The organism is Pseudoalteromonas luteoviolacea DSM 6061 (assembly GCF_001625655.1).
GTDB lineage: Bacteria > Pseudomonadota > Gammaproteobacteria > Enterobacterales > Alteromonadaceae > Pseudoalteromonas > Pseudoalteromonas luteoviolacea.
On sequence record NZ_AUYB01000103.1, the window covers coordinates 263,033 to 286,343 of the forward strand.

General features: G+C 43.0%; 22 protein-coding genes. 14 read left to right on the forward strand and 8 right to left on the reverse strand.

Annotation, left to right across the window (positions count from 1 at the left end; all coding sequences use genetic code 11):
- Positions 1–266: 266 nt before the first annotated feature.
- On the reverse strand, positions 267–806 hold the full coding sequence (locus N475_RS12990) for a pilus assembly FimT family protein (protein ID WP_081215803.1): 540 nt from the start codon (positions 804–806) through the stop codon (positions 267–269).
- 131 nt (positions 807–937) lie between these two features.
- On the opposite strand from N475_RS12990, the gene glnB reads away from it, so the two are divergent.
- On the forward strand, positions 938–1,276 hold the full coding sequence (gene glnB / locus N475_RS12995; RefSeq protein WP_010382451.1) for a nitrogen regulatory protein P-II: 339 nt from the start codon (positions 938–940) through the stop codon (positions 1,274–1,276).
- A gap of 46 nt (positions 1,277–1,322) precedes the next feature.
- On the opposite strand, the gene N475_RS13000 is transcribed toward glnB, so the two are convergent.
- On the reverse strand, positions 1,323–2,081 hold the full coding sequence (locus tag N475_RS13000; RefSeq protein WP_063355221.1) for an outer membrane protein assembly factor BamD: 759 nt from the start codon (positions 2,079–2,081) through the stop codon (positions 1,323–1,325).
- A gap of 123 nt (positions 2,082–2,204) precedes the next feature.
- Here N475_RS13000 and rluD point away from each other — a divergent pair, with 123 nt between their 5' ends.
- From rluD to N475_RS13030, 6 genes are all read left to right on the forward strand, one after another.
- Positions 2,205–3,182 carry a 23S rRNA pseudouridine(1911/1915/1917) synthase RluD gene (gene rluD / locus N475_RS13005; RefSeq protein ID WP_063355220.1) on the forward strand — a complete coding sequence of 326 codons (978 nt, stop codon included), beginning with the start codon at positions 2,205–2,207 and terminating at the stop codon, positions 3,180–3,182.
- Between the two features lie 4 nt (positions 3,183–3,186).
- On the forward strand, positions 3,187–3,912 hold the full coding sequence (gene pgeF, locus N475_RS13010; protein WP_063365425.1) for a peptidoglycan editing factor PgeF: 726 nt from the start codon (positions 3,187–3,189) through the stop codon (positions 3,910–3,912).
- Positions 3,913–3,990: 78 nt separating this feature from the next.
- Positions 3,991–6,567: an ATP-dependent chaperone ClpB gene (gene clpB / locus N475_RS13015; RefSeq protein WP_063355219.1), complete on the forward strand. Its 2,577-nt coding sequence runs from the start codon at positions 3,991–3,993 to the stop codon at positions 6,565–6,567.
- A gap of 174 nt (positions 6,568–6,741) precedes the next feature.
- Positions 6,742–7,677: an NADP-dependent oxidoreductase gene (locus tag N475_RS13020; protein ID WP_063365401.1), complete on the forward strand. Its 936-nt coding sequence runs from the start codon at positions 6,742–6,744 to the stop codon at positions 7,675–7,677.
- 67 nt (positions 7,678–7,744) lie between these two features.
- Complete coding sequence (gene gshA / locus N475_RS13025) at positions 7,745–9,322, forward strand: glutamate--cysteine ligase (RefSeq protein WP_063365402.1); 1,578 nt, start codon at positions 7,745–7,747, stop codon at positions 9,320–9,322.
- A gap of 116 nt (positions 9,323–9,438) precedes the next feature.
- Positions 9,439–10,047 (forward strand): transglycosylase SLT domain-containing protein, encoded by a 609-nt coding sequence (locus tag N475_RS13030; protein ID WP_063355256.1) that lies wholly within the window; start codon positions 9,439–9,441, stop codon positions 10,045–10,047.
- Between the two features lie 77 nt (positions 10,048–10,124).
- On the opposite strand, the gene N475_RS13035 is transcribed toward N475_RS13030, so the two are convergent.
- Together N475_RS13035 and N475_RS13040 are read right to left on the reverse strand one after the other, a co-directional pair.
- Entirely contained in the window at positions 10,125–11,402 is a 1,278-nt protein-coding gene (locus tag N475_RS13035) for an HlyC/CorC family transporter (RefSeq protein WP_063355216.1), read from the reverse strand.
- 83 nt (positions 11,403–11,485) lie between these two features.
- Positions 11,486–12,289, reverse strand: a complete 804-nt coding sequence (locus N475_RS13040) for a cytochrome C assembly family protein (protein ID WP_063355215.1) — start codon at positions 12,287–12,289, stop codon at positions 11,486–11,488.
- 164 nt (positions 12,290–12,453) lie between these two features.
- Here N475_RS13040 and ffh point away from each other — a divergent pair, with 164 nt between their 5' ends.
- Positions 12,454–13,833: a signal recognition particle protein gene (ffh, locus tag N475_RS13045; protein ID WP_063355214.1), complete on the forward strand. Its 1,380-nt coding sequence runs from the start codon at positions 12,454–12,456 to the stop codon at positions 13,831–13,833.
- A gap of 73 nt (positions 13,834–13,906) precedes the next feature.
- Here ffh and N475_RS13050 read toward each other — a convergent pair whose 3' ends face one another.
- Genes N475_RS13050 through N475_RS13065 form a run of 4 tightly spaced genes read right to left on the reverse strand, consistent with a single transcriptional unit; the run spans position 13,907 to position 17,297 of the window.
- Positions 13,907–14,650: a HugZ family pyridoxamine 5'-phosphate oxidase gene (locus N475_RS13050; RefSeq protein ID WP_063355213.1), complete on the reverse strand. Its 744-nt coding sequence runs from the start codon at positions 14,648–14,650 to the stop codon at positions 13,907–13,909.
- Positions 14,643–15,440 carry a heme ABC transporter ATP-binding protein gene (locus N475_RS13055; protein WP_063365403.1) on the reverse strand — a complete coding sequence of 266 codons (798 nt, stop codon included), beginning with the start codon at positions 15,438–15,440 and terminating at the stop codon, positions 14,643–14,645. The genes N475_RS13050 and N475_RS13055 overlap by 8 nt, the downstream gene beginning before the upstream one ends.
- Positions 15,433–16,482 carry a FecCD family ABC transporter permease gene (locus N475_RS13060; RefSeq protein WP_063355211.1) on the reverse strand — a complete coding sequence of 350 codons (1,050 nt, stop codon included), beginning with the start codon at positions 16,480–16,482 and terminating at the stop codon, positions 15,433–15,435. The genes N475_RS13055 and N475_RS13060 overlap by 8 nt, the downstream gene beginning before the upstream one ends.
- Entirely contained in the window at positions 16,479–17,297 is an 819-nt protein-coding gene (locus tag N475_RS13065; RefSeq protein WP_063355210.1) for a heme/hemin ABC transporter substrate-binding protein, read from the reverse strand. The genes N475_RS13060 and N475_RS13065 overlap by 4 nt, the downstream gene beginning before the upstream one ends.
- 241 nt (positions 17,298–17,538) lie before the next feature.
- On the opposite strand from N475_RS13065, the gene N475_RS13070 reads away from it, so the two are divergent.
- From N475_RS13070 to tyrA, 6 genes are all read left to right on the forward strand, one after another.
- The gene (locus N475_RS13070) at positions 17,539–19,641 is read left to right on the forward strand and encodes a TonB-dependent hemoglobin/transferrin/lactoferrin family receptor (RefSeq protein WP_063355209.1); all 2,103 of its coding nucleotides are present in this window, start codon (positions 17,539–17,541) and stop codon (positions 19,639–19,641) included.
- Positions 19,642–19,936: 295 nt separating this feature from the next.
- Positions 19,937–20,185, forward strand: coding sequence for a 30S ribosomal protein S16 (rpsP, locus tag N475_RS13075; RefSeq protein WP_063355208.1), 249 nt, complete (start codon positions 19,937–19,939; stop codon positions 20,183–20,185).
- Between the two features lie 17 nt (positions 20,186–20,202).
- Positions 20,203–20,736 (forward strand): ribosome maturation factor RimM, encoded by a 534-nt coding sequence (gene rimM / locus N475_RS13080; RefSeq protein WP_063355207.1) that lies wholly within the window; start codon positions 20,203–20,205, stop codon positions 20,734–20,736.
- The gene (trmD, locus tag N475_RS13085) at positions 20,736–21,500 is read left to right on the forward strand and encodes a tRNA (guanosine(37)-N1)-methyltransferase TrmD (protein ID WP_063355206.1); all 765 of its coding nucleotides are present in this window, start codon (positions 20,736–20,738) and stop codon (positions 21,498–21,500) included. The genes rimM and trmD overlap by 1 nt, the downstream gene beginning before the upstream one ends.
- A 33-nt stretch (positions 21,501–21,533) precedes the next feature.
- Positions 21,534–21,893, forward strand: a complete 360-nt coding sequence (gene rplS / locus N475_RS13090; protein WP_063355205.1) for a 50S ribosomal protein L19 — start codon at positions 21,534–21,536, stop codon at positions 21,891–21,893.
- Between the two features lie 265 nt (positions 21,894–22,158).
- The gene (gene tyrA / locus N475_RS13095) at positions 22,159–23,292 is read left to right on the forward strand and encodes a bifunctional chorismate mutase/prephenate dehydrogenase (protein WP_063355255.1); all 1,134 of its coding nucleotides are present in this window, start codon (positions 22,159–22,161) and stop codon (positions 23,290–23,292) included.
- Positions 23,293–23,311: the final 19 nt, after the last annotated feature.

Genomic DNA, 23,311 nt, shown 5'->3' on the forward strand with positions numbered 1-23,311 from the left:
AGACGTTTTCAATGCGACGGTAACCGTATTGAAAATGTCCTTTGAGCTAGGCTTTGATGAGGGCTGATTCGAGGTGAAAGGCTACAGAGTAGACTTTCAGTGGCCGGTTGATGCTATGTACCTATGTACCAATGCGATTTGGTATCTTATGTGGTATCTGGCTAAAAGTGTAATGTAAGTACTAATGAATGACTTAATATCATCGAAAAGGAGCTTCATCAGATCAATCTGTTAAATGAAGCTCTTAATTTTGAATAACATGGTAATCAAGTACACGTGTTGGTGGTATTTCCCGTATACAGGGCTGTACCTGCTTGAGTAATACTTAGGCTTTGGTTTTGCGCACTGGTGCCTGTTGGGCAATATATAAAATTCCCATTCTGGCCATTTCCCAACCTACCACTTGAGTCAAACTTCAGTGATGCAACTGGGTAATTAAGCGTATCGTTATTACTGACTTTTTCCATAACTCTCAGTAAGTCGTCGGTACTGGCAGAGTATACTCCGTTATTGTCGCGGTCCAAAAAGATCACTATTCGATTGCTTTGCCAATCAGTTGTACATGAAAAGTCCTTGTTCTCAATGAGCAAACTCTCTACTGCTGGGCATAAAATCACAATTTCATCACTTGCTGTTGCCTTGGCTCTGGCAAAAGTGACACTTCGTTTAAGCTCTAATAAGAAGCTCTCTGCGCGATTATCCTGAAAAGTAGAGTGAGTAAATGAATAAGTTAAGCCGGCAAGAACACCTAAAATGGCGATTGTTATTAACAGTTCAAGTAAGCTCATGCCTCGTTGATCTTGCATTTTAAGCTCCTGATACATGTATATGAGATACTTTATATTGCGCTTTTTCAATATTTTATTCAATACCTTTGTTTGCCTTGCTTGACTCGATTGTCTAAAATCGACGCACTACCAGAGGAAGCATGATAATCATGAAAAAGATTGAAGCAATAATTAAACCGTTTAAGTTGGATGATGTAAGGGAAGCGCTGTCTGATATTGGCATTACAGGTATGACAGTGTGTGAAGTAAAAGGCTTTGGACGTCAAAAGGGCCATACAGAGTTGTACCGTGGTGCGGAGTACATGGTAGACTTTTTACCTAAGGTAAAACTAGATATTGTCCTAGCGGAAGAGGATGTTGACAGAGCCATTGATGTGATTTTAAAGACTGCACAGACAGGTAAAATAGGCGATGGTAAAATCTTCGTAACCGAGGTTGAGCGTGTAGTTAGGATCCGTACTGGTGAAGAGGACGAAGAAGCGATTTAAGCGCTACGTTGGTGTTCGGGCATCAGTTGATGCCCGATTAAGATGTTTATCTTTGGTTAAGCGCACGTGTTTTTCTAACGTGTTCACTTAACTCAGTCAGGCCTAATTTGTCGTAACTCTTTTCCATCATATCAAGCGCTTCAAGCAAGTAGCTGCTTTGAGAGTAATGCTCGACCACATATTTACCACGATTCGCAGCCGCTAAGTAAGCTTCTCGCTCAAAATAATAGGTTGCGATTTTCAGCTCATAACGTGCCATTTTGTTTAACAGCCACGCGAGTCTTTTTTTCGCTTCAGGCGTGTAGTTGCTGTCTGGATAGTTTTTAACGAGCGTTGACAAATCTTGAAATGCTACGCGTGTTTTACTTACGTCACGGTCCGCACGATCTACACCAAAATAGTCTTGGAAAGCATTTTCATCTGCTTTGATATTAATTAAACCACGCATGTAGTACATGTAATCTAAATTTTTGTGGTTTGGGTTTAAGCGAATAAAACGATCTACGGTGGCTAACGCCTGATCAGTATTACCTGTCTGATAATATGCATAGACCAAATCCATTTGTACTTGCCTTGAATATGGGCCAAATGGGTAACGAGCATTGATTGCACCCAGTAATTGAATCGCTCTAGCATATAGGCCTGAGTCTAGTGTCTGTTTAGCATCTTCATAAAGTGCTTGTACCGACTTATTTGGTACACGTTCTATTTCTTCTTGTTCTGGGGCTGAAGAACATGCGGCTAATCCTAGTATAGATGCGCTTATTACAAGTGCTGTAGCGCGTTTTCCCAACTTCATTATCATTTTATTTTACTACCTTCGTTGTCTTCGGCTAGGCCAAGTCGGTAAAACCGAGTAAACTATGCATTTATGCGATTCTAACCCAGTCGAGCGAGGCTTGCACTGGTAATTTAGGTAAAGTTACACATGTCAGAGCAAATTTCTCTACAAGCCGAAGTGCCAATCGAGTTAGGCGGTAAACGTCTAGACCAAATATTAGCGCAATTGTTCCCTGATTTTTCACGTTCAAGAATAAAAACTTGGATATTAGATGAAAAAGTGGCGGTAAATGGTCAAACGTTGAGCACACCGAAAGAAAAACTGTTTGGTGGTGAACTCGTAGAGATCGAAACACAAATTGAAGCAGAGCGCGAATATGAAGCGCAGGATATTGCCCTAGATATCGTTTATGAAGATGATGATATTTTAGTTATCAATAAGCCAATGGGACTTGTTGTACACCCCGGAGCGGGTAACCCCAATGGCACTGTATTGAATGCGTTGTTACACCATCACCCAGATATCATCAATGTGCCTCGTGCTGGTATTGTTCACCGTCTAGATAAAGACACAACAGGTCTGATGGTTGTTGCTAAAACAATACAAGCGCAAACGCACTTGGTTAAGAACCTTCAGGCTAGAACGAACTTCACGCGTGAATACGAAGCGATTTGTAACGGTACTATGACCGCTGGTGGCGTCATCGAAAAGCCAATTGGTCGCCATGCTACCAAGCGCACGCATATGGCAGTGCATGAAATGGGCAAGCCGGCGATTACACACTACCGAGTAGCGGAAAAATTCAGAGCACATACTCGCCTTAGATTGCGCTTAGAAACAGGGCGTACGCACCAGATCCGTGTACATATGGCTTATTTAAAGCACCCTTTGATTGGCGATCAGCTATATGGGGGACGACCTTGTCCGCCAAAAAATGCGTCAGAAACATTCTTAGACACGCTACGCGGCTTCAAGCGCCAAGCTTTGCATGCGATAAAGTTGAGTATTGCACATCCAATTACTGGCGAAATGATGACGTGGGAAGCTCCAATACCAGAAGATATGCAGGCGTTAACGGATATATTGCGCGGCGACAGTAAGGAAAATCCACAAATTGAGTACTAACTCAGTGCTACTACCAAGCTGGCCTATGCAAAGCCAAATCGGTGCTGTTAGCAGCACCCGCTTGGGGGGGCATTCAGTAGGCGCTTTTGACTCGTTTAACCTGGCTTATCATGTCGGTGACAATCGAGACGTCATTACTAAAAATCGCGACCTACTAAATACCTATTTGCCTGAAGGCGCGATTTGGTTGGAGCAGGTACATGGCAGTGATGTGCATGTTGTCAACTCAACCACTGACCTATCCAAGGTTGTTCGAGCAGACGCCTTGTATACTCGTTTGAGGCGCCAGCCATTGGCGATAATGACGGCCGATTGTCTGCCAATTTTATTGGCTAGTAAGGACGGAGGCGAGGTTGCTGCACTGCATGGTGGTTGGCGACCGTTGGCTTCGGGAATTATTGCAAATACGCTTATGAGTTTCAGAGCTGCACCGATAGACATTAATGCTTGGTTTGGTCCTGCAATTGGCCCTACGGCATTCGAAGTTGGGGCTGAAGTCCGTGCCGCATTTGTGAATCAAAATGACTCGTTCTCTCAAGCATTTGTAGCCACCAAAGAAAACAAATTTTTAGCAAACATCTTTTTGTTAGCTAAATTGCAGCTTAATGAGTTGGGCGTGACAGCTGTATACAGTGATGATCTATGCACAGTAACACACGCTGAGCAGTTTTTTTCATATCGCCGTGATGGGCAATGTGGCCGCATGGCAACTGTGATCTGGCGCAAATAAATTATACCTAACACTTGATACTGCATGTTTAAGGACCCACTTTAATAGGTAGTTTAGATTACTTAGGTGTGAAAACTCATGCGGTTAGACAGATTTACCAGCAAATTTCAAAGTGCGTTGTCAGATGCACAATCCCTTGCTTTGGGAAGAGACCATCAATTTATTGAACCTGTGCATTTAATGTATGCATTACTACAACAAACGGGTTCAAGTGTCAGAGCGTTGTTTGCTCAGGCAGGGGTCAGTGCTGATGAATTGAACACGAAACTGTCTCAAGCCATAGAAAGGCTTTTCAAAGTCGAAGGCGTTGGTGGTGATGTTCAACTATCTAATAATCTCATTTCACTTATCAATCTTTGTGATAAGTATGCACAAAAACGCAAAGATAAGTATATCTCAAGCGAGTTGTTTGTTTTCGCTTCATGTGAAGATAAAGGGGAGTTGGGTGATATATTCAGAGCGTTGAATATCACACAAGATAAAGTCGAAAAAGCCATCAAAGCAATTCGTGGTGGCCAAAAAGTTGATGACCCCAATGCGGAAGAAACACGTCAAGCCCTCGAAAAATATACCATTGATTTAACTGAGCGCGCAGAGCAAGGCAAGCTAGACCCCGTCATTGGACGAGACGATGAGATCCGACGCACCATTCAAGTATTGCAAAGAAGAACAAAAAACAACCCTGTTTTAATTGGAGAGCCCGGTGTCGGTAAAACGGCTATTGTGGAAGGGTTAGCGCAGCGCATTATAAATGGCGAGGTGCCAGAAGGCTTAAAGCACAAACGTGTGCTGTCTCTCGATTTAGGTGCACTAGTTGCGGGTGCTAAGTATCGAGGTGAGTTTGAAGAGCGACTTAAATCAGTATTAAATGAACTTGCCAAAGAAGAAGGCAGTGTCATTTTATTTATCGATGAAATTCACACCATGGTCGGAGCTGGTAAAACAGATGGTGCTATGGATGCCGGCAATATGCTGAAACCTGCTTTAGCCCGCGGTGAGTTGCATTGTGTTGGCGCAACAACATTGGATGAGTACCGCCAGTACATTGAAAAAGACGCGGCCCTTGAAAGGCGCTTCCAAAAAGTCTTTGTGTCTGAACCAACAGTAGAAGATACCATAGCGATTCTGCGTGGGCTTAAGGAGCGATACGAACTACACCATTCAGTAGATATTACTGATCCGGCTATTGTTGCTGCTGCAAACTTATCACATCGCTATATCAGTGATAGGCAATTGCCAGACAAAGCTATCGATTTGATCGATGAGGCTGGTTCTTCGATTCGTCTACAAATTGACTCAAAGCCTGAACAATTGGACAAATTAGAGCGACGCATTATTCAGTTGAAGCTAGAAGATAACGCCTTGGCAAAAGAGAAAGATGATGCAAGCCAACAGCGCCGCAAAGAAATGCAGTCGTTAATTACTCAGCTTGAAGGCGAATATAAAGAGCTTGATGAAGTCTGGAATGCGGAGAAGGCATCCTTACAAGGCACTCAAGTAATTAAGGCTGAGTTAGAGCAAGCCCGTCTTGACCTTGAAGTTGCAAGCAGAGCCAGCGATTTGCAACGCATGTCCGAATTGCAATATGGCCGTATACCAGCATTGGAGAGAAAATTAGACCTTGCATCACAAGCGGAGATGCAGGAGATGAGCTTGCTCAAAAATCAGGTATCGGAAGATGAAATTGCAGAAATTTTGTCTCGTTGGACGGGAATTCCAGTCGCTAAGATGTTGGAGGGCGAGCGTGAGAAACTACTCAATATGGAAGGCGAACTTCACCATAAAGTGATTGGTCAAGATGAAGCTGTCAATGCGGTTGCGAATGCAATACGTCGTTCGAGAGCTGGGTTAGCCGATCCAAATCGTCCAATTGGTTCTTTCTTATTTTTAGGTCCAACTGGCGTTGGTAAAACAGAGCTGACTAAGGCGCTGGCAAGCTTTATGTTCGACACTGAGGATGCCATGGTACGTATCGATATGTCAGAGTTTATGGAGAAGCACTCTGTTGCTCGATTAGTGGGCGCGCCTCCTGGTTATGTTGGTTATGAAGAGGGTGGATATTTAACGGAAGCTGTTAGGCGTCGGCCTTATTCAGTGGTGTTGCTTGATGAAGTTGAAAAAGCGCACCCAGATGTGTTTAACATTTTACTGCAAGTGCTTGATGATGGCAGGTTGACAGACGGTCAAGGCCGTACAGTCGACTTCAAAAATACGGTGATCATTATGACCTCAAACTTGGGCTCAGATGTAATCCAAGAGCAAGCTGGTAACAATGACTATGTGGCTTTAAAAGCCAAACTGATGGAAGTGCTCACAACCCAGTTTAGGCCAGAGTTTATCAATCGTATAGACGAAACTGTGGTCTTCCATCCGCTGGTTACTGAACATATCAAGCAAATTGCCAGAATTCAGTTAGATAAATTGGCATCTCGTTTAAAAGACAATGGTTTTGGCTTTGAAGTTAGTGACGAAGCCCTTGAAAAAATCGCTCAAAGTGGATTTGACCCTGTATTTGGAGCAAGGCCATTGAAGCGTGCAATTCAGCAGTACATTGAAAACCCATTGGCACAAAATCTATTGCAGGGCGATTTTACAGGTGCTAATAAAATTAAAGTCGCAGTTAAAGACGATTCAATTTATTTTGAAGCGTTCTAAACACCCCTAAGTGAGGTAAACAAGAGCAAATATTGATGTTTATTTCACTATTAAACTCATTTGACTTTAGCCATTAATGTTACGAACTCCCCTAATGACGCGATGAAGTTATTGGGGAGATTTCATTTTGTATGATAAATTTAGTGGCTATTTAGTCTTTCTTGATGGCTCTTCATGAATAATCAATATAAGCAAGCAGGTATTACTGAATTTGGTTCAACTAACCAACTTCACGCGAGAGTGATAGCACAGCCAGAGCTAGCGTCTCATCAGGTATGGATACGAGTGCTTGCCTCTTCAATAAACCCAATTGATATAAAGACGCGCAGTGGTTTGGGGTATGTTGCTCAAGCTAAGCAAGCGGGAGACTTTTTACCTTTAGGCTACGACGTGTTTGGTATCGTTGAGCAAGTAGGTGATTGCGTTTCGCACATTAAACCTGGCGAAGCTGTGTTGGGCATGGTTGGTTTTCCTGCAAATCCAGGGTGTTATGCTTCTCATGTAGTAGCGTCTGCTGAAGAAATAATTGTTGTTGATAAGAAAGTTTCTTTAGACATGGCAGGTCTTTGTTTAGCGGGACTAACAGCGGTACAAGCGCTGGAAAAGCTCTCTCCAAATCTGGGTACCTTGTTTGTCAATGCGCCAACTGGTGGGGTGGGCCATCTCGCAGTTCAGATAGCAAAGAGGTCGGGGTTTGATGTAGTCGCCATCACGACAAGAAGAGATCTAGTTGAGACACTTGACTTGGCAGTACCAGCGATGAGTTACGAAGACTTTTTCGCAGAAAAAAGGCGTGGACAGCTCTTAGATTTGGTCGGCGGAAAAGTAGCAAAAGACATGTTAGGTAATTTACAGGCTGGAGGACTTTTTGTCACGGTCCCGACAGTTACCAAAGATGAAGTAATAGATCACGCAAAAACATTTGGGATACAAGGTGAGGGCGTACTCGTTGCTATGAATTGCCAGCAACTTAATGCCTTGTATCAAGCTGTGATAGATAAGCAACTGAAAGTGGTTGCGAGTAAAAGATATTCAATAGAAGAAATAAGCGAAGCACACACATTTGTTGAGCAAGGCCAGCATTTTGGTAAAGTTATAATTGTGGCTTGAGTATTTTTATTTTGCCCCCATTGAGGATGGCATAACTTAAGCTTGATCCGAGCCTCGAGGTATTTTTTTGAAACAAACTAATTTTGCAAGCAAGCTAGAAAAGCTTGCCACACCCGCGCTTGTAGCCTCTTTATCTGGTATACAGCGAGGTATAGAACGAGAAGCATTGCGGATCCAGCCATCTGGTAAGATAGCCAAAACACCTCATCCAGAAGGTGTGGGTCACCCTTTAACACATAGCTCGATTACAACAGACTTTTCGGAATCCCTACTGGAGTTTATAACCCCAGTTAGCACGTCCGCAGAACAGACCTTATCGCAGTTAAGAGATCTACAAAAGCATACTCTAGCGCACATGGGTAACGAAATGTTGTGGCCAATGAGTATGCCTTGTTTTATCGAAGATCAAGAAGACATTGTGTTGGCGCAGTTTGGCAGTTCTAACATCGGAAAAATGAAAACGCTTTATAGAGAAGGGTTGAAAAACCGCTATGGAAGCATGATGCAAGCGATTGCTGGCGTGCACTTTAATACATCTTTTCCAGAGTCATTTTGGTTGGCACTAAAAGAGCATGAGCAAGATAGTGGCGAATTGCAGGAATTTGTTTCGAACAAATACTTGGGTCTAATCCGAAACTTTAAACGAGAGTTGTGGCTGATTAGCTATCTGTTTGGCGCGTCACCGGCTTTATGTAGCTCTTTCTTACAAGGTAAGCAAAGTAACTTGCCTTTTGAGAAGCAAGGCAAGGGTACTTTGTATTTACCACATGGTACGGCTCTGAGGTTAGGTGATTTGGGTTATACCAACAGTGAGCAGTCATCATTAAAAGTAATGTACAACAGTTTAGCCGAGTACGTAACTGGACTACAAAGAGCCATTCGCTGTCGTTCAGATCTGTATGAAGGGATTGAAGACTTCCGAGCAGATGAGCCGAAGCAGCTTAATAAGAACATTTTGCAAATAGAAAATGAGTTTTACTCCCCCATCAGACCTAAGCGAAATGCACAGAAACATGAAACACCCACTCAGGCGTTATCTAGAGGGGGGATTGAGTACATTGAAATCCGTGCGTTGGACGTAAACCCATTTGTTGATACCGGTATTAGCATCGAGCAAATTAGATTTTTAGATGTATTTTTGACGTATTGTTTACTCAAAGACACGCCTTTTATGAGCTGGGAAGAGCAGCAAGAATCTGACAACAACCTACAGCGCGTTATCAGCACAGGGCGTGATACGAGTACAACCTTGCAGCGTGGTGATGAACAAGTCACTATTGCGCAGTGGGGTAGCGAGATATTTGCGGATCTTAAGGTTGTTGCACAGTTATTTGATTCGGCACATCAAAGCACACTTTACACCGAAACGGTGAATAAACTTGCTACTTGGATCGAAAGCCCTGATGAAACGTTCTCTGGCCAATTAGTATCTGCGCTTCGTGAAACAGGTAGCGACGCTTCAGAGCAAGCTTTAAGTATTGCTAAGCAGTACAAAGAGGCGCATTTGAAAGGCGATTATCAGTTTTATAGTGAAGCAAGCTTAAACGAGCAAGCTATGCGGTCTTTCGAAGACGAGAAAGCGGTTTTGGCAAGTGATGAGCTGTCATTTAAAGCGTTTTTACAAGACTATTTCGAGAAGGCATAAAAAAACGCAGCCAAGTTGGCTGCGTAAAAAATATCAGGGATGAAACAATGCTAAACTGCTGCATTCAAGTAATAGGACCGCAGCAATTTAGAAAAGTTCAGGTGAGTTCGAAAAAAATGCAAAAAAAAATAATTTTTTTACCTCTACTTCTAGTTTTAGCTGGTTGTGCGACTGCTCCACCTAAGCAACCTAATGATATTTGTAAGATTTTTGAAGAAAAAGAAGACTGGTATTATGATGCTCGAGACGCGCAAGAAAAGTGGGGCGCGCCAAAACATGTATTAATGAGCATGATGTACCAAGAAAGTTCATTTAGGCATGATGCAGCTCCCCCAATGGAGTATTTCCTTGGCTTTATTCCAATTGGCCGAGCGAGTTCTGCATATGGCTACTCTCAAGCAAAAACGATGACGTGGAGTGACTACATTCGTGAAACAGGTAATTCTGGTGCAGACAGAGATGACTTTGAAGATGCAATAGACTTTATGGGGTGGTTTGTTTACAAAACACATAAAGTCAATGGGGTTTCTAAGTGGGATGCTTATGCACAATACCTGAACTATCACGAAGGTTGGGGTGGTTATCGTAGAGGAACCTATAAGAAGAAAAAGTGGCTTATGAAAGTGGCTAACAAAGTTAAACATCGAGCTTCACGCTATGGTGCGCAGCTGAAACGATGTGAAGATGACTTGGATAAAAACTGGTTTGAGCGCTTGTTTTCGTAAGGTGTTAAAGTTTGGGTCGCTATTGCGACCCAATTTGTATAGGCAAGACCAATCAGTTCACTGATCTTGCAAAGGGTTTAAGAAGATGAGCTTGTCTGTTGTAGAGGAAATATTTTGACCACTTTAATCATGTTTTCTTTTACTTCCAAAACTTCCATAGGGTAATTCGCAATTTTCAAGCCTAGCTGATTTTCAGGAATATCTTCTAAGTATTCAACAATGAGTCCACTTAAGGTTTTAGGACCCTCAGTTGGCAGCTCCCAGCCCATTTCTTTATTGAGGTCGCGAATATTTGCACCGCCATCAACCAGCACTGAGCCGTCACTTTGTACCTTAACTTCGTCACTTGGAGTGGGGGTTTGTGTGGTGGTGAAATCCCCGACCACTTCTTCTAAGATATCTTCAAGCGTTACTAGGCCTTGAATGTCACCATATTCATCGACAACTAATCCAATCCGCTCTTTGTTCTGCTGAAACTTTAACAATTGAGTATTGAGCGAGGTGCCTTCGGGAATAAAGTAAATTTCACGCACTGCACGTAGCAGAGATGGCTTATCAAACTGTTCTTTAGTGAGTAGTCGCAAAGCATCGCGAGAGTGTATAAAACCGACGGCATCGTCAATTTGGTCACGGTACAGCAGTACACGAGTATGCTGTGCATTGGTCAATCTACGCGTAATGTCTTTCCAGTCGTCGTTAATATCAATCGCATTGATTTCACTGCGTGGGATCATAATATCTTCTACAGTGACTTGCTCTAGGTCCAATATCGAAGTGAGCATGTTGCTATGGTTGGTCGGCAGCATGGCACTCGACTCATTTACAACGGTTTTCAGCTCTTCTTTGCTTAGGCTATGTTCCTCTATTTGCTCAGGCGATACACCAAATAGCTTCAGCATACCATTGGTGATCCAGTTAACTGTAACCACAACAGGGAACAAGGCTTTAAGCAATATTTTTAATATTACAGAGCTAGGGAAAGCAACCTTTTCAGGATAAAGCGCAGCCAATGTTTTAGGCGTGACTTCCGCAAAAATTAGGATCACCAAAGTTAATGCAAAAGTAGCTACGACAATACCAGCATCACCCAGTAAGCGCATGCCGATAACGGTAGCAACTGCAGACGCAGCGATATTGACAAGGTTATTGCCGATAAGGATAAGTCCGATCAAGCGATCAGGCCTTTTGAGTAGCTTGTCTACACGCTTAGCCGATTTATTATTCTCTTTAACTAAGTGTCTAAGGCGATAGCGGTTAATCGACATAATGCCAGTCTCAGAACTTGAGAAGTAACCAGAAATCAGTATCAATACGCCAAGTATGATAAACAAGGCGCTAGTAGATATGTCGTCCAACAGAGGATCCTTTTTTTGCTTTCGAAAGGCTATTAAGCGTCAGCATAGAATGAGAGTCAAGTTCCATGCTGACATTTCTTATTTTAAAATTTATCTAGGATAACTTCTTGTATAAATCGGCTGCCAAAATAGGCCAAAGTTACGATCCCTGAAGCACCTAATACAGCAAAAACGACGGGTTTTCCGCGCCACCCGAATTGATGGTGACCGATGGTCACAGCACTAAAGATAATCCAGGCAATGAGGGATAATACTGTCTTATGTATAGATGCTTTATCAAACATACCGTCGAGGAATACAAAACCCGCCAGCAGCGCTAAGGTGAGTAGAGCGGTACCAACGGTCAATAGCTGATAGAGTTGAGATTCTACTTGCATAAGAGGCGGTAAGTGACTGTTCATAATAGCAAGGTCTTTATTTTTCAGTCGCTTGTCTATAAAAAAGAACTGCACGGCGTAAAGCGTTGCGATAATTAAAATACAATATGCCAGTAAAGACAGTGATATGTGTGTGACTAACCCCAAATCTACATTGATGTCATCCATAATAATGTGATGTGGAATGAAGAGGCTCGCAATTAGCAAAATAGCTGCAAACCCATATACGACCGGCAACAACAGGGTGGCGGGGAATTTAAGTGACACTGTTGTCACTGAGACCACAATGACCCAGCAGGTGAGCAGCGCAATATTGATTGTACTCAAATCTTGACCATGCTGTGTAAACACTGAGTTCACAAGCACAAGCATGTGACTCAAGATAGCGACAGTACTTAGAATGACTGTTAACTTTTGGCTTGGGCCTTCTTTGTGAAACAAGCGCGAAAGCACGTGCGCCGTCGCCAGTGTGTAAAACAGGCTCGCCAACAATGACAAAATAATGATCATGAACTTTATGTCTACTTTACGTGGTCCTTTTATAGGCTATTGTATTTTAAGCCTCGCCGCTTGCAAAGACTTTGTAAAAAGAATCTTTGTATAACTTGAATACTGTATTAGTGGCGCGCATATCAGTATAATGTTGCGTAATTACGAGATAGTGGAAGCGATACATGTTTGAGAACCTCCAAGAACGCTTAGGAAAAACGCTTAAAAATATCAGCGGCAGAGGCCGTTTGACTGAAGATAATATTAAAGAAACGCTGCGTGAAGTGCGTATGGCATTTCTTGAGGCTGACGTTGCGCTGCCTGTAGTACGTGAGTTTGTAAAACAAGTTAAAGAACGTGCTGTGGGTGTTGAAGTAACTAAAAGCCTAAGCCCAGGTCAGGTTTTCATTAAAATTGTGCGTGAAGAACTTGAAAAGGCCATGGGTGAAGCAAATGAAGAGCTAAACCTAAATGCTCAGCCTCCCGCAGTTGTTATGATGGCTGGTTTGCAAGGTGCTGGTAAAACAACCAGTGTGGGTAAACTTGCAAAATTCTTAAAAGAGAAAAAGAAAAAGTCAGTGCTTGTTGTGAGTGCCGACGTATACCGCCCAGCGGCTATCAAGCAGCTAGAGACATTAGCTACTGAAGTTGATGTTGAGTTCTTCCCAAGTGATATTTCACAAAAGCCGGTAGATATTGCTAATAATGCAGTAAGTCACGCGAAGAAAAAGTTCATCGATGTGGTGCTGGTGGATACGGCTGGTCGATTGCATGTCGATAGTGACATGATGGACGAGATCAAAGAGCTAAATGCGGCAATTAAGCCAATCGAAACGCTATTTGTCGTTGACTCAATGACAGGTCAAGATGCTGCCAATACCGCTAAAGCCTTTGATGAAGCACTGCCACTAACGGGTGTTATTCTGACTAAAACTGATGGTGATGCACGAGGTGGTGCAGCTTTATCAATCCGTCATATCACAGGTAAACCGATTAAGTTTATTGGTGTTGGTGAGCGTACAGACGCACTTGAACCTTTCCATCCAGATCGAATTGCTTCACGTATTTTGGGAATGGGTGACGTACTGTCACTTATCGAAGAGGTTGAAGCCAAAGTCGATAAGGATAAAGCTGCAAAAGTTGCTGAAAAAGTATTTAAAGGCGATGGCTTCACATTGGAAGACTTCGCGGAACAACTTAAGCAGATGAAAAACATGGGCGGCATGATGTCTATGTTAGAAAAGTTACCGGGTATGAACAATTTACCGGATGCGGTTAAAGGCCAAGTTAATGATAAAACTTTCAATCAGATGGAAGCGATTATCAGCTCTATGACACCAAAAGAGCGTGCAAGGCCTGAAATCATCAAAGGGTCGCGCAAAAAGCGTATTGCAGCTGGTTCTGGTACTCAGGTACAAGACATCAACAAACTACTGAAGCAGTTTACGCAAATGCAAAAAATGATGAAAAAGATGAAAGGCAAAGGCGGCATGATGAAAATGATGCGCGGCATGAAAGGCATGATGCCACCGGGCATGTTTGGCGGCGGCGGTCCTAAGTTTTAATCATTGCTAGAATGAGAAAAGGGAAGTGTGTACTTCCCTTTTTAATGCGTTTTGGTGTAAATACCGGGTAATATTAACTTTGTGTTGTTTCGGTATCTAATTCTTTTCTGGCTAATTTAGTTAGTCTTACTAACTCCATACGCACTGCTTTGCTGTCCATGCAAATATTCTTGAATTGGACATAGTAGTTCTTCTCTTTAGCTCTTAAATAACAGCCATCGGGCACAATTGTGGTCATGGTGACTTCATCTGCATCGACTTGGTGAAGTAGCTTGAGCATAAGCTGATTGGCATCGGCATGGTCGTCATTCATGTGTTCGACCATTCTTTTCTCATCTTCTAGTGTCCATTCAGGTTCTTGTGCATACCATTCGTCTTTTTCTATCCAAAAAATATGGCCGAATCCACCTATGTAGCGCACCCGCTTAACTTCCATACGCCACAACTGAAAGTCATGGGCTTGGCGATAAGATATTGCTTCTGGATATTGGCGCTCGTAGCGCTCAAGTAGTGCTTCAGACTCTTCTGTTGGCACGGGGGCAGCGTCACCGACGACGGTAACGCGTGCATGAGCGTTTTGGTCGCCCTCATCTGCGGCATCAAAAACGGTGGCGCACATACGGCTGTCTTCGCTGAGGTTACGAGAATGTTGTGCAATCCCGGCAATATAAAAAATAAGTCTACCTTGGTTGTCCGTCATAAAAGGAGACACAGATCCAAAAGGGTAACCATGGAGGTTTTTAGAGATTGTTGAGATCACACAGACATTTGACTGTCTTACTAAAGTGCGTGCTTCAAAAGCGGCTTGTTCACGCATTAGAGGCTCCTATTAGCGGTTCTGAAAAAATCATAGGGATTTGAAAGCTGGGGTGCAAGTTTATTTGCATGCCAGCACGGTAGATAGGTTGTAGTACTTCGGGGCGTAAAACGTCTTGAGGATTGCCATCATGACAAATATTACCTTGATGAAGGAGTAAAACTCTATCTGCATAAAGTGATGCAAGATTTAAGTCGTGCAGTACTGCAATGACGGTATTGCCCTGTTGGGCAAACAGCTTAGCCTTGCTTAAAGTAGCATGTTGATGATGTAGATCGAGTGCAGATGTTGGCTCATCTAACAACATTAACTTGCCGGTTGTTTGTTTTTTATGTGCATTGAGCTGTGCAATACAACGTGCAAATTGCACACGTTGAAATTCGCCACCAGACAATACCGTTACATCCCTATCTGCCAGCGGCTCCAGTGCCATTTGTGTAATGATGCTATTAACCTGATATGCTTGAGTTTGAGTCGTTTCGTTATATGGGTAGCGCCCCATAGCAATCAACTCTGCAGCACTAAATGCAAAATTAACGCGATTGTTTTGCAGCAACATGGCCCGTTGGGTTGCCAATGTTTGCGGGGCGTATTCTCGCATTGGTTTGCCATCCAGCAAGATTTCGCCTGAGCAGTCTATATCATCGCAAATTGCACTGAGTAAGGTAGATTTACCTGCGCCGTTTTCTCCCAATAAAACAATAAATTCACCTTTATTCGCTGCAAATGAAAGGTTCTGAATGATGCGTTTGTCACCACGAGTAATACTAATATTGTTACATTCAAGCATGGCCACCTCGCTTTTGTTTTATTAATTGATAGATAAAGAAAGGTGCACCAAACAAGGCAGTAACAATACCTATAGGCAACTCTGAAGGGGCGACAATTAAACGTGCTATCCAATCAGCAAGAAGCATAAGCAAGCAACCTAACAGCATGCTCAATGGCAACATTTTACGCAAATCAGGGCCAACTAGAAGGCGAGCGATATGGGGAACTACCAGTCCGACAAAGCCTATCATACCAGCCATTGCCACTGCACCACCAACGCCCAGCGCAACTAAAAATACAACCTCAGTTTTGAGGCGCTTAACGTTAACCCCTAAATGCCTTGCATCTCGCTCGCCTAGCATTAAGGCGTTGATCTGGCGTTTTTTCAGCAGTAATAAAATAGTACTGACAATGATGAGTGGAGCACCATAGGTCATGGCAGACCAACTTGCACCGCCTAGTGAACCCATTTGCCAGTATGTCATTAGTCTTAATGAGCTATCGTCTGCAAAAAAGCTAAACAGGCCAATGACGGCCATGGCTATGGCGTTAATTGCTACGCCGGCGAGGAGCAAAGTGGTTATCTGTACTTGACCTTGGTGATTGGCTAATCGATAAATCACGCTGGTGATAGTGAGTGCACCAATGAACGCTGCTGGCGCGACCATGGCTTCGTTTATGAAGCTGACTTTAGGAGCCAGAGCGATAACAGCGATTGCTGCCACCGCTGCGCCACCAGTCACACCCATTAAACTGGGGTCCGCAAGAGGGTTGCGACACAGTGCCTGTGTTGCGGCACCGCTGCAGGCGAGGACGGATCCAATTAAGATTGCCAGTAATAATCGAGGAAGCCTTATCTGCGAGACAACACTCATCTGTAGATCATTAATTTCTGGAGTCATGGAATTCGGCAGCAGCCATGCAATTGGCATTTTCCAGTCCCAGCCAACAGGCCCGCTACTCAAAGACAGCCAAGCGAGGCTGAGTAGTAAAATCATACTCAGCCAATACCATTTTAAATGATGTTTTGAGTTTAGAATGGGAAGGGCGATATTGCTCATAAAGCCTGCTTACGATGAAATGAATCGAGTTTGGCTATGGCTTCGGGTAGACGTGTAGTCATTCCGAGTGACATCAATGAGTCCATAACCAATAAACGACATTCCTTCGCAGCTGGGATAAGGGCAAGCGCCGCTTGTTGACAAAACTTTTTTGGGCCGCCTGCACCATAAACTACATGGCTTGGTGCAACTAAAAAGTCTGGGTTACTAACCAACAAGGCTTCGCGGTTAAAAGGTTTAAAACCATTGTGGCTTGCGAGGTTTTTAATTCCCGTGTAGCCAAATAAGATATCAGGCACGGTTTCTCTACCTGCGACCATAACACCACGTTCACCTGCCGAGAGAATAAATAATGCCTTCGTGGTGGATGGCTTTGGCTTTTTTGGAAGCTGTTGTTTCAGCTTTTGAATTAAGCGCTCAGCTTGTGGCTGCTTGTTAAGATCTTCAGCAACTTGATTGATAAGGGTAAATAACCCACTTACGTGTTTGGGCTTGTCATACTGCTTAACTGGCACACCTGTACTTTTTATTTGTGTCAGCACTTGCGGTCGGCCAGCGCCCTCTAGTGTTAAAATTAGGGTCGGCTTTTGAGACAAAATCCCCTCAGCCGCTAAGTCTCGGTAATATCCAACTTTGGGCAAAGACTCTGCTTTAGGCGGCCAAGTACTTGAAGTATCAACGGCGACAACATCACCTCCAGCTTCTAATGCATAGACGATATCAGTGATTGTGCCGCCTGCGACTACAATGCGTTCGGCCGCAGCGTTAAAGCTTAGCGCGGCCAAAAAGATGCCTATAAAAAATGCATGTTTCATAGTTTTTCTCACGTTTAATTACTGAGTTTTTGGCCAACAAGCACATTATAGAAGTGTGCTGATGGACAACTTGCAAATCCTTTATGAGTACGTTTATCCGATGAAGTAATAATACATTTGATAGAAAGTAAAATCTACATGATTATAGAAATGCAAACAATTATCATTTGAGTTGTGTGTAAAATACCTTTATAGTGCACAGCGAAATTTATTCGTTCTTCCTGTTTGAGGTTAAAAGATAATGTTTAAACAAACTACTATTTCGCTAAGTATTGCAGCAGCTTTCTTTGCTGCGCCAAGTTCAGTTGCTGAGCAATTTGAAAAAGACAGCGAGGTTATCGTAGTGTCGGGTTCTCGTATTGAGCAAAAGCTCAATGACGTTGCAGGCTCGGTAAATGTTGTCACCGAACAAGAAATTGAACGTGAGTTGGCAGTGGACTTGAATAGTGCATTTAAGTATCAAACAGGGATAACAACATCGGGCTCGACAGGAGAAGCCCAAGCGCTCAATATTCGTGGTATTGGTGGCAACCGAGTTGTCTATATAAAAGATGGCCGTCGGCTAAATGATGCCTATTCAGGTGGCGGCGGTCTTATCATTGGACGCGGCTACTTTGATGTTGATAACGTAAAACAAATTGAAGTAGCTAAAGGTGCAGCTTCTTCATTGTATGGGTCTGATGCGCTGGGTGGTATTGTTGTTATCTCTACCAAAAACCCATCAGATTATTTATCTGAAAAAGATACCTATGCTCAAGTTGGCCTTGGCTACTATGAAGTTAATTCCGAAAAGAGTGCGACGGCAACATTTGCTAAAAAGCTTAGTGACTTTAATGCGACTTCTATTCAAATCACGCGCCGTGATGGTGAGGGGGCTCAGAACTATCAAGAAGACTTACCTGGGTTTGATTACACGTCAAATGCGTTACTATTAAAGTCTGAGTTTAACCTGACCGACACAGAAAGCGTATTGGCGACGGTAGATTATTTTGATCAAGATAGCGAACAAATCATTACACCATCTCAGGTAGAAACAAGAGATGACAATGAAAGCATTTCTTTTTCATTGGATTTTGATACAAGTGCCGCAACCGCTGTTTATGACAACTTAAGTGCACAAATCTATTATACAGACTTTGAGCAAACCAGTGATCAGGTGAGATTTAATGATGGTAGTCGTAGCCGCACCGGCCCTTATACGGATTACAATGATTATAGATTTGAGCAGTCCATCTTTGGTACTCGTTTGGTATTAGATAAGCAGTTGGAGTTAGGTGCAACTTCACATCAACTTGTATACGGTTTTGACTTTGATAGCTACGAAACCGCAAGGCCAAGATTTAAGACACGTATTGATGCACAAGGTAACAAAACCTTAGATAATGAAGGACAAAAGACATTCCCAGGTGCAGACACAACCATGCTGGGTGTATTTATTCAAGACAACATTACCTTGGTGCCGGATACTGTAACTCTAAATGCAGGGTTGCGCCTAGACCGTTACGAAATGGATGCAAAAGACAGTGAGCTTTATGGGGATACTGACTTTGGGGATATCAGTGAGACAGCTTTATCACCAAAGCTAGGTGTGGTTTTCTCGTTTAGTGAAAACTTGAATCTAGTGGCACAATATGCCCGAGGTTTTAAAATCCCACCACATGATTTAGCCTATCAAAGCCATGGTGTTGAGCCTTTCTACCAAATTTTGCCAAATCCAGACTTAGACCCAGAAACCAGTGATAGTGTTGAGTTTGGTGTAAAAGGTGACTTCGAGTCTAAACAGTTTGCTGTAACTGTATTCCATTCAAAGTTTGATGATTTTATTGATAACAAAGTTGTTAGAGTGGAGCCGAGCCAGATCCCGGGCATGCCACCAAAAACTTATTACCAATACCACAATGTTGGAAAGGTTGAGATTGAGGGGATTGAAGCAGAGTTTACTGTATGGCTAAACGATAATATAGCGTTGGATACAGGCTTAACCTTTACTAAAGGTAAGGACAAAGAAACCAACCAGTATATCAATTCTATCAGTCCACTAAATGGTTACGTGAAAGCGCGTTATGAAGCCGACAACTGGTCAGTGACAACCGCTTTCAAAGGCGCAAAGAGAATGACCAAAGTATCAGACGCAGATAAGGTTAAAACAGGCGGCTGGGGTACGATTGATTTATATGCTGAGTATGACTTTGGCAATTTAAGGTTCAATGCAGGTGTGTTCAACGTATTAGATAAAGAATATATCCCATATGAGAGTGTTGCCGGGCTAGACGCCGATACAAATCTAAACCAATATACGCAGCCTGGTCGTAGTTTTGCGATTAATGCTAAGTACACCTTCTAATCAGAATTAATCTCCCTGATTAAACCCCTAGGCGCTTTATTAACGTATATCGCCTAGACCTTCGTAGTAAAGCAAGAAACGGATGTATATAATTGGCATCCGTTTCTTTTTTTTGGTCCGTATGAGACCATTTTATACAGTGCAATCGGCTGAAGTTGGCTGATGTGTGTCAAGATTGAGAATTAAATCTAAAACATACTTGCATTGTTGAGAAAAACTCGTACAATTCCCCAGCTTCCCGTAGTGGGAAGTTTTATCTTATTAATGAAAACAGTCAATCTATGTAGAGGACGGTATGGTAACTATTCGTTTGCAACGTGGCGGCGCTAAAAAGCGTCCATTCTATCAAATCGTGGTTGCGGATAGCCGTTTCTCGCGTGACGGTCGTTTCATCGAGAAAGTAGGTTTCTTTAACCCACTTGCTGCTGGTCAGGAAGAAAAGCTACGTCTAGATCTTGCTCGTGTTGAACACTGGGTAGGTCAAGGCGCATCTCTTTCAGATCGCGTAGCTAAGCTAGTTAAAGACGCTCGTAAAGCGGCTTAATAGGCGTAAGTGTAACCATGAGTCAAGATAACACCTCGACACTTGTTGTCGGCAAATTAGGTGCCCCTTATGGCATTAAGGGTTGGCTTAAGGTGCATTCATTTACTGATGATCCCCAAGGGATCTTCGATTTCAGCCCGTGGTTGATAGGGCAACAAGGTAAATGGCAAGCACTTGAAGTGAGCGACTGGCGTCGTCACAACAAGGGTTTCATCGCTAAATTTGCAAACATTAACGACAGAGATGAAGCAATGGCTTATACCAATGCAGAAATCGCTGTTAATAGTGAGCAGCTTCCTGAATTACCTGAAGGGGAGTTTTATTGGCGAGACTTAATTGGTATGACAGTTGTAACCAATAAAGGTTATAACTTAGGTCATGTTGATGACCTTATGGAGACTGGCTCAAATGATGTTTTGGTTGTGAAAGCAAACAAAAAAGATGCATTTGGTCAGACTGAACGCTTAATCCCATTTTTGACAGACTCTGTCATTATTGAGATTAAGCATGATGAACGTGAAATTACGGTTGATTGGGATCCAGCATTTTAATGAGTGATCAGCAAAAACTTTGGGTTGGCGTTGTTTCGTTATTCCCAGAAATGTTTGATGCAGTTACTCAGCAAGGTGTAACTGGTCGAGCTGTGAAAAACGGTTTGATTGAGTTCAATTGTTGGAACCCGAGAGAGTATGCGACCGATAAGCATCGTACTGTAGATGATCGCCCTTACGGCGGTGGTCCAGGTATGTTGATGATGGTAGAGCCACTCGAAAAAGCCATTCTAGATGCAAAAGCTGCAGCTGGTGACGGCGCGAAAGTAATTTACATGTCTCCACAAGGGCGCAAACTAGATCAGCAAGGCGCTGCCGAATTGGCAAAGTCTGAAAAATTGATTTTAGTTGCGGGTCGATATGAAGGTATAGATGAAAGGATCATCGAGTCTCATGTAGACGAAGAATGGTCCATTGGTGATTTTATTCTCAGTGGTGGCGAATTGCCTGCCATGACACTTATCGATGCAGTTGCACGATTAGTGCCTGGCGTACTTGGTCACAATCAGTCTGCTGAGCAGGACTCATTTTCGGATGGCCTGTTAGATTGCCCTCACTATACTCGGCCTGAAATATTGGATGGAAAGCAGGTCCCTTCTGTATTACTCAGTGGGAACCACAAAGAAATTGCAAAATGGCGCTTAAAGCAGTCATTAGGCAGGACTTGGCTACGCCGTCCGGACTTGTTGCGTAACCTAGCTCTGACTGAGGAGCAAGCAAGACTTCTTGCTGAATTTCAGCAAGAACATGAAGCTTGTGGCTAGAAGACAGTTACTCCTAGGAATGTGAGAAATAAAATGGCAAAAGTAAACCAAAATATTATTAAAGCGCTTGAAGAAGAGCAGCTTAAAAAAGACGTACCTGCGTTCGGCGCTGGTGATACAGTAGTTGTACAGGTACGCGTTAAAGAAGGTAACAAAGAGCGTCTACAGGCCTTTGAAGGTGTTGTAATCGCTAAGCGTAACCGTGGTCTTCACTCATCTTTCACTGTTCGTAAGATTTCAAGCGGTGAAGGTGTTGAGCGTGTTTTCCAAACACACAGCCCACTGGTTGACAGCGTTACAGTTAAGCGTCGTGGTGCGGTTCGTCGCGCTAAGCTTTACTACTTGCGTGAGCGTTCTGGTAAATCTGCACGTATTAAAGAGAAACTTAACTAATACGCGCATACTACCTATGCTTAACAAACAGGCCGCTTTTGCGGCCTGTTTGGTTTTTGCACTACCATTTTCAACTTACCAACTTTTCCTCATCATTCTTCTTCGTATACACTTTTAATAATCCCGACTATTTTTAGAAAACAATGCGCTGTATTACCTTGATTTGTTGTAACAGGGGAAAAGGTGCTTTCCTAATATTAAGCGTCCTGTTAGACTTTGTGTAATTAATTATTTACTGGTGTAAATTAAGGTTTACGGTATGGGGATGAGAGAAGAACTAAGCTTAGATGAGCTGCGTGCGCACATTGATACATGTGATAGCGAGCTGGTGAGCTTATTGGCAAAAAGGCGTTTGCTTACAGAGCAGGTTGGCAAGATTAAACAACAAAATGGTGCACCTTTGCATGCGCCTGAGCGTGAGGCCGAGTTGATTGCGGCGCGGCGTCAACAAGCACAAGATAAGGGAGTTAATCCTGAGCTAGTAGAAGATATTTTACGCAGAATGATGCGTGAGGCATATGAAAATCAGCAAAGTGAACTTGCTTGTGCAGCGCCTGAGTTATCTCCTATCGTGATAGTAGGCGGAGAAGGCGCGATGGGGCAGTTGTTTGCAAAACAATTTAAGCGCTCTGGCTATGATGTTAAAGTTCTCGATAAAGCCCAGCAAAGCAATGCGCTTGAAATCTTGAAAGATGCTAAACTGGTGTTAGTCAGTGTACCTATTAATACACTCGAAGAAGTTGTTTCGAGTCTACCAGAATTAAGACCCGATTGTATCTTGGCTGATATCACATCTGTTAAACAAAAACCTTTGAATTCTTTATTGCAGAAACACCAAGGGCCAGTAATTGGATTGCACCCAATGTTTGGCCCTGATATATCACATTGGGTTAAGCAAACCGTTGTTGCATGCGAAGGAAGAATGCCAGAACAGTGTCAGGGTTTACTGGATCAGCTAAAAATATGGGGCTGCTACATTGCGCCTATGGAAGCGAAGAAACATGATCAAGCAATGCAAATAATTCAGGTGATGCGACACTTAACAACGTTTGTATATGGGCAATTCTTAGCACGTCAATGTCATACCTTAGAAGAACTCCGAGGGTGTTCATCACCAATTTATCAATTGGAATTGATGATGGTGGGACGATTATTTGCTCAATCCCCTGAGCTATACGCTGATATTATGCTGGCACAATTTGAAGATGTTGAGGGGTTATTAGCAAGTTACCAAGACACCTTTGCTCAGACTTTAACGAGCCTTAAAAACCAAGATAAATCAGAGTTGATTAAAGGTTTTGATATGGCGAAAACTTACTTCTCTGATAGTGCACATTCGTTTTTGGCACAAAGTAGAGGGATCTTGAATAAAGCCAACGATGCCAAAGTGCTCGGATAACTTATTTTTGAACAACCGT

Coding starts and splice junctions, on each gene's coding strand:
- N475_RS12990 (WP_081215803.1), bottom strand. CDS start 806: ATGCAAGATCAACGAGGCATGAGCTTACTTGAACTGTTAATAACAATC.
- glnB (WP_010382451.1), top strand. CDS start 938: ATGAAAAAGATTGAAGCAATAATTAAACCGTTTAAGTTGGATGATGTA.
- N475_RS13000 (WP_063355221.1), bottom strand. CDS start 2,081: ATGATAATGAAGTTGGGAAAACGCGCTACAGCACTTGTAATAAGCGCA.
- rluD (WP_063355220.1), top strand. CDS start 2,205: ATGTCAGAGCAAATTTCTCTACAAGCCGAAGTGCCAATCGAGTTAGGC.
- clpB (WP_063355219.1), top strand. CDS start 3,991: ATGCGGTTAGACAGATTTACCAGCAAATTTCAAAGTGCGTTGTCAGAT.
- N475_RS13020 (WP_063365401.1), top strand. CDS start 6,742: ATGAATAATCAATATAAGCAAGCAGGTATTACTGAATTTGGTTCAACT.
- N475_RS13030 (WP_063355256.1), top strand. CDS start 9,439: ATGCAAAAAAAAATAATTTTTTTACCTCTACTTCTAGTTTTAGCTGGT.
- N475_RS13040 (WP_063355215.1), bottom strand. CDS start 12,289: ATGATCATTATTTTGTCATTGTTGGCGAGCCTGTTTTACACACTGGCG.
- ffh (WP_063355214.1), top strand. CDS start 12,454: ATGTTTGAGAACCTCCAAGAACGCTTAGGAAAAACGCTTAAAAATATC.
- N475_RS13050 (WP_063355213.1), bottom strand. CDS start 14,650: ATGCGTGAACAAGCCGCTTTTGAAGCACGCACTTTAGTAAGACAGTCA.
- N475_RS13055 (WP_063365403.1), bottom strand. CDS start 15,440: ATGCTTGAATGTAACAATATTAGTATTACTCGTGGTGACAAACGCATC.
- N475_RS13060 (WP_063355211.1), bottom strand. CDS start 16,482: ATGAGCAATATCGCCCTTCCCATTCTAAACTCAAAACATCATTTAAAA.
- N475_RS13065 (WP_063355210.1), bottom strand. CDS start 17,297: ATGAAACATGCATTTTTTATAGGCATCTTTTTGGCCGCGCTAAGCTTT.
- N475_RS13070 (WP_063355209.1), top strand. CDS start 17,539: ATGTTTAAACAAACTACTATTTCGCTAAGTATTGCAGCAGCTTTCTTT.
- rpsP (WP_063355208.1), top strand. CDS start 19,937: ATGGTAACTATTCGTTTGCAACGTGGCGGCGCTAAAAAGCGTCCATTC.
- rimM (WP_063355207.1), top strand. CDS start 20,203: ATGAGTCAAGATAACACCTCGACACTTGTTGTCGGCAAATTAGGTGCC.
- trmD (WP_063355206.1), top strand. CDS start 20,736: ATGAGTGATCAGCAAAAACTTTGGGTTGGCGTTGTTTCGTTATTCCCA.
- rplS (WP_063355205.1), top strand. CDS start 21,534: ATGGCAAAAGTAAACCAAAATATTATTAAAGCGCTTGAAGAAGAGCAG.
- tyrA (WP_063355255.1), top strand. CDS start 22,159: ATGAGAGAAGAACTAAGCTTAGATGAGCTGCGTGCGCACATTGATACA.